The organism is Thiocapsa sp. (assembly GCF_035467215.1).
GTDB lineage: Bacteria > Pseudomonadota > Gammaproteobacteria > Chromatiales > Chromatiaceae > Thiocapsa.
This window is the reverse complement of sequence record NZ_DATITZ010000211.1, coordinates 1-7,232: the sequence shown is the minus strand read 5'-3', so window position 1 is coordinate 7,232 and position 7,232 is coordinate 1. Positions and strand designations below refer to the sequence as shown.

Here is a 7,232-nt window from a genome sequence, read left to right as displayed (position 1 = left end):
GGTCGGCAGCGGCTGACCCGCACGACCGTTGTGCCGCGCAAGCTCACCCCGCTCGACGGTGCCAGGGCCAAAAGCGCAGCCAGTCGCCTCCGACCGGCGTTGTGTCGGCGCTCGTGCAGGGCGGCAGCGCCGACAGATCCGCGCCTTCGAGCAGACGTCGCGGATTGTCCAGTGTCAGCAGGGTTGCCGCATCCTCCCCCAGCCACTCGGCGACGCGGGCCCAGGCCTCGCCCGGGGCGTCGGGACTGCGCCCCGTCGGGCGATGGGCATCCGAGGCGATCAGATGCACCCATCCCGACCCCAGCCAGCGCCGACTGAGCCGTTGCAGACGCTCGCCGAAATCACCGCTGCAGCTCTGCGCGGTGAGCTGGACCTTGCAGCCCCAATCGATCCATTCAGCCGAGCGCTCCGGGCGCCGCGCGAGCACGAGATTGCGCTCGGGGTGGGTGATGACGGGCGTGACGCCGTACCGCAGGCGTCGCTGCAGGTCCGCCAAGGCGTGCCGGATCAGGTTGCCGGTTCTTGTAGACCCCGTTCACGATGATGCTGTGTGCATATGATCCCGTGGGTCCCGCCCGCGACGGCTGCCCTGGCCATGTCAATCGCCGTCTCGAAGGTGTGCGCGCCATCGTCGAGGCCGGGGAGGATGTGGCAATGGGCGTCGATCACTGCGGGTTCCGGTCGCATGGATTCCTTGTGCGGGTGCTAGAGTCGACGGGATTCAACCAGATGCCGGATCGCATCGGGGAAGGCCTCGGGGCTCGCATCCGGCGTGTCGCCGTCGTGGCGCCGGTAGAGCCCGAGCATCTCCTCGGCGAGCTGCTCCCAATGGGCGCGACCCTGATCCGCTATGTGCACGAACGCATCACGCGCATCGGTCCCGAGCCAGGACGCATAGGCATCGCGCAGCGCCGGAAAGAGATGCAGACGCATGCCGGTCAAGGTGCCGATATAGAAATGCAGCGAGGCCGGCTCGCCCGCCTCGGCGAGCGCCGGAAGGGTGACGAGACAATCGGCGAGGTGATCGCGCACCGCACGCGCCATCAGCTCGGCCGGCGTGTTGGCGAGCGACATCAGCATGGCGTTCCAGTCTTCTCCGAGCCGCTGTCCGGCCGCGTACTCGCCTTGTTCGTGCAGCAAAAGGGTGGTGATCTCGTGCTCGGTCATGGCGTCGAGCGACGCCTCGAGTGCACCCTCGAAGTCGTAGCAGGCGAAGGCGCGCCCGAGGGCGTTGTCGGGGCGATGCCAGCGCCAGCCTTCGAGCTTCTCCCACAGATAACGTCGCAGAGACTCGCGCCGCACGAAGATGGTTCGACCTAGGGTCATGGCCGGCGGCGCGGTCAGGTCACGGGCATACTCGTCGGCGACCACGAAGACCGAGTAACCTTCGCTCGATCGGCGTTGCTCGAGCGCGCCGAGAACGAAGTGCGGCTTGGCCCGGTTGCCGAGCCCGCCGCTGTAGACCAGACCGAGCGGGGCGAGTCGGCTGTTGATGGCATCCGCGTCGAAGGGGTCGTAGCGCTGGCCGTCGATCTCGATGGGCCGCAACTGCGCCTCTTCGAGCTCCTCCCAGAGCTGCTCGCGCGCTTGGAGCCACTCCCCGACTTGCTCGCGCTCCAAGGACGCACCATAGGGGAGGTGCTTTTCCCAGCGAAAGTATTCCCGCATCTTCATCAGATAGATGCAGAGCGAGTCATCGGCGCCGTGGCGTGCATCCGAGACGTGACAGTTGTACTGCACGGCCTCGGCCAGCACGCTGATTGCAGGGTTCGGCATCTGTACACCTCGAGCCGGAAGGGTCTTTTTTCTGAGTAGAATGATAGGACATCAAGCTAACAGCTTCGCTCCGCCCTGCCAACCTCGGGGCGGCGTCGGTCCAAACAAGTCGCGAAACAGGAGTCGGACGTGGCATTACGTATCAAGAGTCATTGGTGGAACGACGATCAGGAGCGCTCGCTCCCGGAGATCGCGAGCGCGCTGGCCTTCATCGCCTGGAGTATCGCCGTGGACAAGGCGATCAATCTGCACTGCGAGCGCTTCGTCTACGAGAGCGATCGTCAGCGCCTGGACGTGATCGAGGAGTACCTGGTTTTCCTGATCCAGATCGCGGATCGCATGTCGCACGGCATCTTGAAGGACGAGGACCGCCGCACCCTCATCACCGCCTTTGCGAAGAAGGTCTTCGAGCATGTGCAGGACAACACGCAGGATCTGCTCGGTCCGGGCGACTACGGCGGGCCCTTCATCGCGCGGCTCAACGCGCGCTCGGGCGAGTATGCCGACTACCAATTCGACGACGAGGGCCCGAGCTACGCCTTCCTGCGCCATCTCGGCTTCGAGATCCAATCCCTGATGAGTCCGAGCGAGGAGAACCGCTGGGTCATCGATCAGGTCATGGATAAGGACGGATGGGATGCCTACAAGCGTTTCTCCAAGGCCTTCCGCGACCTGTTCGAGTGAGTGCGCCGTAACCCGACGTCGGCGGTTCGGTGCGAGGGCGAATGTCGGGTTACGCTGCGCTAACCCGACCTGCGCGGAGCCGGGATTCGAGTGCGCGGGGTGCCGCGTCGCTCCAGGTGGGTGACCAGGATGCCGCACAGGATGAGACCGAGTGCGTAGAGATGGTTCGGCTCGGGCTCCTCGCCCAAGAAGAGCATCCCGACGCCGACCGCCCACAACGGGATCAGGTAATTGAGTTGAGAGACGAAGGAGGGGCCGGCCGATTTCACCAGTTTGAAGTAGACGATGGTCGCGATCGCGGTCGCAAAGACGCCGAGCAGCGCGACCGCGATCAGGTGCGGTGTCTCCGGGGCGGCCTGTACCGAGACATTCACGGCGACATCCCCGGTCATGAAAAGGATCGGCACCATCATCAGCGACGCCAGCGAGATGGTCGAGGCTGCACTGAAGAGCGCGTCGCTCGCCGGGCGCAGCCGCGCCAGGATCGAGGAGACGGCGTAGCTGATGGCCCCGCCCAGCACCGCCAGCATCGGCAGCAGGTGCCCTTGGCCGTTGGCGAGGTCCGCGAAGGCGTCCGGGCCGACCAGCACCACGATACCGGCAAATCCCAACAGAAAACCAGCCACGCGATAGCGTGTCAGATGCTCGCCGGGCACCAGGAAATGGGCGAGCCCCAGGGTCGCCAACGGCATCACGGCCATCAGGATGCCGGCCAGACCGCTGTCGATGAAGGTTTGGCCCCAGGCGATCAGCGAAAAGGGCAGGACATTGCCGAATACGGCGATCAGGACATAGAAGACCCAGAGCCGCGCCCCGGCGACCGGCCGGGCCGCGAGCATCCAGGCCGCGGGGACGAGCAGCACCGCGGCCACGACCAAACGTCCCGCGACCACCAGATCGGACGGCAGGCCGCCGACGGCGATCTTTGTCAGGAGAAAGGACGTGCCCCACATCAGGGTCAGCGACAGCAGCATGACCCAATCGGCGAGGCGATGACGCCGGGTCAGTTGCATGAGGGCGACTGCAGCGGTTCGGTTTGGGTCGGCGCGGATGGCGTCCGGGTGTCTGTCTCAAGCATGTCCATGATCTCGATCCCGATCGACCGGCCCGGTCTAGGGTCACTGACGGAAGCACCCTCCAACCGATGCCGGAAGCGATCCCATATTGCATCTCCGATCCCCGACTCAAGCCCGCGGATGCGCTCCGGTTTGACCTCGGCCGCATCGAATCCGGACAATAGCTCGCACCTTCCATGAGTCGACTCAGCCGCCATGACCTTCGCCGTCGAACGTAACCTGCCCCCGCTGCCCACGATCCGCGAGGTGAAAGCCGGGAGCTTCATCTTCGAGCGGTCATTGGCGCTTCCGCCCGCCTTCTGCGACGCCGTGATCGAGCGCTTCGAGGCCCAGCCCGAATACCAGTATGCCGGGCGGGTCGGGCAGCTTCGCACCGAGGATCCGGGTGTCAAGCGCACCACGGATCTGGTCGTGAGCAACAAGCCGGATTGGAAGGATGTCGACCGGATGTTCTTCGGCTCGCTCGCCGCCGCGATCAAGGAATTTCGCGAGACCTATCCCTATTTCAAAGGGCCTTTCAAGGATGAAGGCTACCAGGTCCAGCGCTATCGGCCCGGCGAGTATTACCACTGGCACGTCGACGGCGGCAGTCACGAGCTGAGTCAACGCCAGTTGGTGGCGCTGTGGTACCTAAACGATGTGCCGGGTCCGGGCGGGGAGACCGAGTTCCTTTATCAGGAGGTCACCGTGCGCCCCGAGCGCGGCAAGCTCGTCCTCTTCCCCCCCTTCTGGACCCACGAGCACCGGGCGGCGGTGCTCCGGGACGGCGTGAAATACATCGCCACCACCTGGGTGGTCTTCGCCTGATGAGCGACCCTGCACCGACACTCCTGGCCATCGTCGAGCTCGGGGGCTACCCCAATCTGACCCCGCTGTATCGCAGCCTGGGATTCGAGGTCGAGGTCGTCGCTTCGCAGCGCAAGGCGCAGGCGGCGCTCAAGCGCCGTATCCCGGACGTCATCGTCGCCGAATACAACTTCCAGTCCGATTTTCGCGATCGCACGAGCAACCTAGAGACCCTCATGGCGCGCCTGCAGCGCCATCCCGAGGTCAAGGTGATCTGCTTCTACCAGAGCGAATACCGACACAAGCTCGACGCCATGACCGCACGCTTTCCGGTCTTCGAGGCGATCGCCTTTCCGATCGAGCCGGCGCGGGTCGAGGCGGCCTTGCGCCGCGCTGTCTCGTAGAGATGTAAGCACCGAAAGGATGTAGTCGGATAAGCGAAGCGCAATCCGACATGCGCCGTCTCGGGTAGCCGCCACGTCGGTTTACGGCGCGCCGAACCCGACCTAAACGATTGCCGGGACCTACGATCAGAAATCGCGCAGGATCGCGCTGCAAGCTTGCGGCATGCGTGGCTCGGGCTTCGCTGCACTGCCGCCGCCTTTCGATGGTTTGAGGGCCTCGTCGCTTAGCCACCAGGCGAGGTCCGCCCCGCAGCCCTCGTCGCCGGTCAGCGCGGCCTGCGATTCGCAATCCGGGTTTCCTGCCGGGCAGCGCAGCCGCACATGAAAGTGTGCATCGTGACTCCACCAAGGGCGGATCTTGCGGAGCCAATCCCGATCGGCACTGTCGCTATTTCGGCACAGCGCCTGCTTGATCGCCGCGTTCACGAAGATCCGATCGACACCCGGATGGCGTGCGGCCGTCTCGATCAGGCTGGCCTGGGCCGGCCCCCAGGCCGCACCCACCGAACGTCCGCCGGCTTGGACCATACTTTGCGGATCGGAGCGATTGTCCATCAGGCGCCGGGCCGCAGCGGGCGAGTCCGCCAGCGTGAACCAGATGTCGACATCCAATCCGTTCTGATGGCTGCGATGGGACGACGACATGCGCCCGCCGCGCGGCTGACTCAGATCGCCGATCATGATGAGACGCTCGCCGCGCGACTGCTGCGCGCGGCCCATGTCTTCGACGAAGCGCAGCAGAGCCGGGTGACCGTAGTAGCGGTTGCGATAGCGTCGGATGCTCACGTAACCGGGCCCGGTCTCCGGCAGTGCGTCGGCACCGCCGATGCAGCCGTTGGACACGCCGCCGATCACCTCGGGCGGCCCGCTGCTCGGCGCGGCGACCGCGGCCCAAGGCGTTGCCTGGACGTTCTGGGCCGCGACAAGAAACAGGGCGCCGACGATGCAGAAGGCGAGGGCGGGTCCGAACGCGTGGACCTGAGTGATCCGGGCCATGGATTCTCCTGAATGACTTCCAGCAAATGACACTGCGGCGCATGATACGCGGATCGCTCCTAAACCGCGCTCAGCGCGGTCTGCGTTGTTTTTGGATTGGATCGGCCACGGCAGACTCGACGACCGTTGGAGTCGGCGCGGCTTAGGTCATTAAAAACATTAAAATTTAAACCGCTTCCATGCAAAGGTCGGAAGAATCCTCGAGCCCGACACAAAATGAAAATGACGCATTTCACTCTGGACGCGGTTTAGACTGCGCGGTCCGCTTTGCCGGCGCGCTCCGTCACCGACTCTCAGAGAACGAGGTTCAGTCGCATGTCCGAATTCACCAATGTCAGCGTCGTCAAGAAGGCCAACTGCTACTTCGACGGCGGCGTGACCAGCCGCACCATCCGCTTTCCCGACGGCAGCAAGAAGACGCTCGGCATCATGCAGCCGGGCGACTACGAGTTCACCACGCACGACAAGGAGATCATGGAGATCCTCGAGGGGGATCTGGATGTCCTGCTGCCCGATGCTGCGGATTGGGTGCAGGTGCAGGGCGGGGAGTCGTTCGAGGTGCCGGCTCAGGCGACATTCAGCCTTCGCGTGCGGGCGCTGACCGACTATTGCTGCTCCTTCGTCAGCTGATCGGGCCGTGCCTGGCGGATCACGGGTTTTCGGTTAAACCGCGTCCAGAGCGAGATGCTCACTTTCGAGTGAGCTCGGCGTTTGGTGCATCCACGGCCCTTAGGGGGCGCGGTTTAAAATCATATCTTTTTTAATCTCTTAAACCGCGCCGTCTCCAGCGGTCGTTGAATCCGCCGGGGCTGATCCCATCAAAAAACATCCCATACCGCGTGGGGCGCGGTTTAAAAGGACCAGACGAGCGGAACGATCAGGACCGTCACCAATCCCACGACCAAGGTCAAGGGAACGCCGATCCGCACGAAGTCCCCGAAGCGGTAGCCGCCGACATTGAAGACCATCAGGTTGGTCTGATACCCGATCGGGGTGGCGAAGCTGGCGGATGCCGCAACCATCACCGTCAAGATCAAGGGCTCCGGCGATACTCCCATGCTCTGGGCCGCCTGCACGGCGATGGGGAACACAAGCACCGCCGCGACGTTGTTGGTCGCAAGCGAGGTGAGGAGTGCGGTCGCCGTAAAGACCAAGGCGAGGGTCACCCAGGGATCCCCGTCCGCCAGCCCGATCAGACCGCCGGCCACCAGCGAGGCCGCGCCGGTCTTCTCCAAGGCAGCACCGATGCCGAAGGAGGTTGCGATCACCACCAGCACCTGCCAGTCCGGCGAGCGCCGCGCGGTGCGGCTGTCGGTGCAGCGCGTGAGGATCATGAGCCCCGCGGCCAGCAGTGCGGCCTCCAACATGCTGAGCCATCCCGCGGTGACGACGGCGACCATCCCGATCACGATGGCGATGGCAACCGGCGCGTGCTTGTGCTTGAGCGGATGTGAATCCCCGATCTGACTCACCAGCAGGAAGTCGCGCGAGTTCCTCTGCTGCTCCACGA

The 7,232-nt window shown here is 64.5% G+C and carries 10 protein-coding genes; 4 read left to right on the top strand and 6 right to left on the bottom strand.

What is annotated here, in order from left to right:
• Positions 1-43 precede the first annotated feature (43 nt).
• The 3 genes from VLR48_RS11885 to VLR48_RS11880 are packed head-to-tail and all read right to left on the bottom strand — an operon-like array spanning position 44 to position 1,776.
• Entirely contained in the window at positions 44-496 is a 453-nt protein-coding gene (locus VLR48_RS11885; RefSeq protein ID WP_325291992.1) for a CpsB/CapC family capsule biosynthesis tyrosine phosphatase, read from the bottom strand.
• Between the two features lie 11 nt (positions 497-507).
• Entirely contained in the window at positions 508-687 is a 180-nt protein-coding gene (locus VLR48_RS20265) for a CpsB/CapC family capsule biosynthesis tyrosine phosphatase (protein WP_414718606.1), read from the bottom strand.
• Between the two features lie 18 nt (positions 688-705).
• Positions 706-1,776 (bottom strand): Sfum_1244 family protein, encoded by a 1,071-nt coding sequence (locus VLR48_RS11880; RefSeq protein WP_325291991.1) that lies wholly within the window; start codon positions 1,774-1,776, stop codon positions 706-708.
• 129 nt (positions 1,777-1,905) lie between these two features.
• Here VLR48_RS11880 and VLR48_RS11875 point away from each other — a divergent pair, with 129 nt between their 5' ends.
• Entirely contained in the window at positions 1,906-2,460 is a 555-nt protein-coding gene (locus VLR48_RS11875; RefSeq protein WP_325291990.1) for a hypothetical protein, read from the top strand.
• A gap of 59 nt (positions 2,461-2,519) precedes the next feature.
• Here VLR48_RS11875 and VLR48_RS11870 read toward each other — a convergent pair whose 3' ends face one another.
• On the bottom strand, positions 2,520-3,473 hold the full coding sequence (locus VLR48_RS11870; RefSeq protein ID WP_325291989.1) for a DMT family transporter: 954 nt from the start codon (positions 3,471-3,473) through the stop codon (positions 2,520-2,522).
• Positions 3,474-3,731: 258 nt separating this feature from the next.
• Here VLR48_RS11870 and VLR48_RS11865 point away from each other — a divergent pair, with 258 nt between their 5' ends.
• Both VLR48_RS11865 and VLR48_RS11860 read left to right on the top strand, forming a co-directional pair.
• On the top strand, positions 3,732-4,343 hold the full coding sequence (locus VLR48_RS11865) for a 2OG-Fe(II) oxygenase (protein WP_325291988.1): 612 nt from the start codon (positions 3,732-3,734) through the stop codon (positions 4,341-4,343).
• Positions 4,343-4,726 carry a hypothetical protein gene (locus VLR48_RS11860; protein WP_325291987.1) on the top strand — a complete coding sequence of 128 codons (384 nt, stop codon included), beginning with the start codon at positions 4,343-4,345 and terminating at the stop codon, positions 4,724-4,726. Before VLR48_RS11865 ends, VLR48_RS11860 begins: the two co-directional genes overlap by 1 nt.
• Positions 4,727-4,852: 126 nt before the next feature.
• Here the strand turns inward: VLR48_RS11860 and mepA are convergent, their stop codons facing one another.
• Positions 4,853-5,722, bottom strand: a complete 870-nt coding sequence (gene mepA, locus VLR48_RS11855) for a penicillin-insensitive murein endopeptidase (RefSeq protein ID WP_325291986.1) — start codon at positions 5,720-5,722, stop codon at positions 4,853-4,855.
• A 315-nt stretch (positions 5,723-6,037) separates the two neighbouring features.
• Here mepA and VLR48_RS11850 point away from each other — a divergent pair, with 315 nt between their 5' ends.
• Positions 6,038-6,352: a pyrimidine/purine nucleoside phosphorylase gene (locus tag VLR48_RS11850; RefSeq protein WP_325291985.1), complete on the top strand. Its 315-nt coding sequence runs from the start codon at positions 6,038-6,040 to the stop codon at positions 6,350-6,352.
• 221 nt (positions 6,353-6,573) lie between these two features.
• Here VLR48_RS11850 and VLR48_RS11845 read toward each other — a convergent pair.
• On the bottom strand, positions 6,574-7,232 hold a 659-nt coding region (locus VLR48_RS11845; RefSeq protein WP_325291984.1), incomplete at its 5' end, for an SLC13 family permease.

Excerpts from the sequence above, each read along its gene's own strand:
- VLR48_RS20265 (WP_414718606.1), bottom strand. The coding sequence starts at position 687 with ATGCGACCGGAACCCGCAGTGATCGACGCCCATTGCCACATCCTCCCC.
- VLR48_RS11880 (WP_325291991.1), bottom strand. The coding sequence starts at position 1,776 with ATGCCGAACCCTGCAATCAGCGTGCTGGCCGAGGCCGTGCAGTACAAC.
- VLR48_RS11870 (WP_325291989.1), bottom strand. The coding sequence starts at position 3,473 with ATGCAACTGACCCGGCGTCATCGCCTCGCCGATTGGGTCATGCTGCTG.
- VLR48_RS11865 (WP_325291988.1), top strand. The coding sequence starts at position 3,732 with ATGACCTTCGCCGTCGAACGTAACCTGCCCCCGCTGCCCACGATCCGC.
- VLR48_RS11860 (WP_325291987.1), top strand. The coding sequence starts at position 4,343 with ATGAGCGACCCTGCACCGACACTCCTGGCCATCGTCGAGCTCGGGGGC.
- mepA (WP_325291986.1), bottom strand. The coding sequence starts at position 5,722 with ATGGCCCGGATCACTCAGGTCCACGCGTTCGGACCCGCCCTCGCCTTC.
- VLR48_RS11850 (WP_325291985.1), top strand. The coding sequence starts at position 6,038 with ATGTCCGAATTCACCAATGTCAGCGTCGTCAAGAAGGCCAACTGCTAC.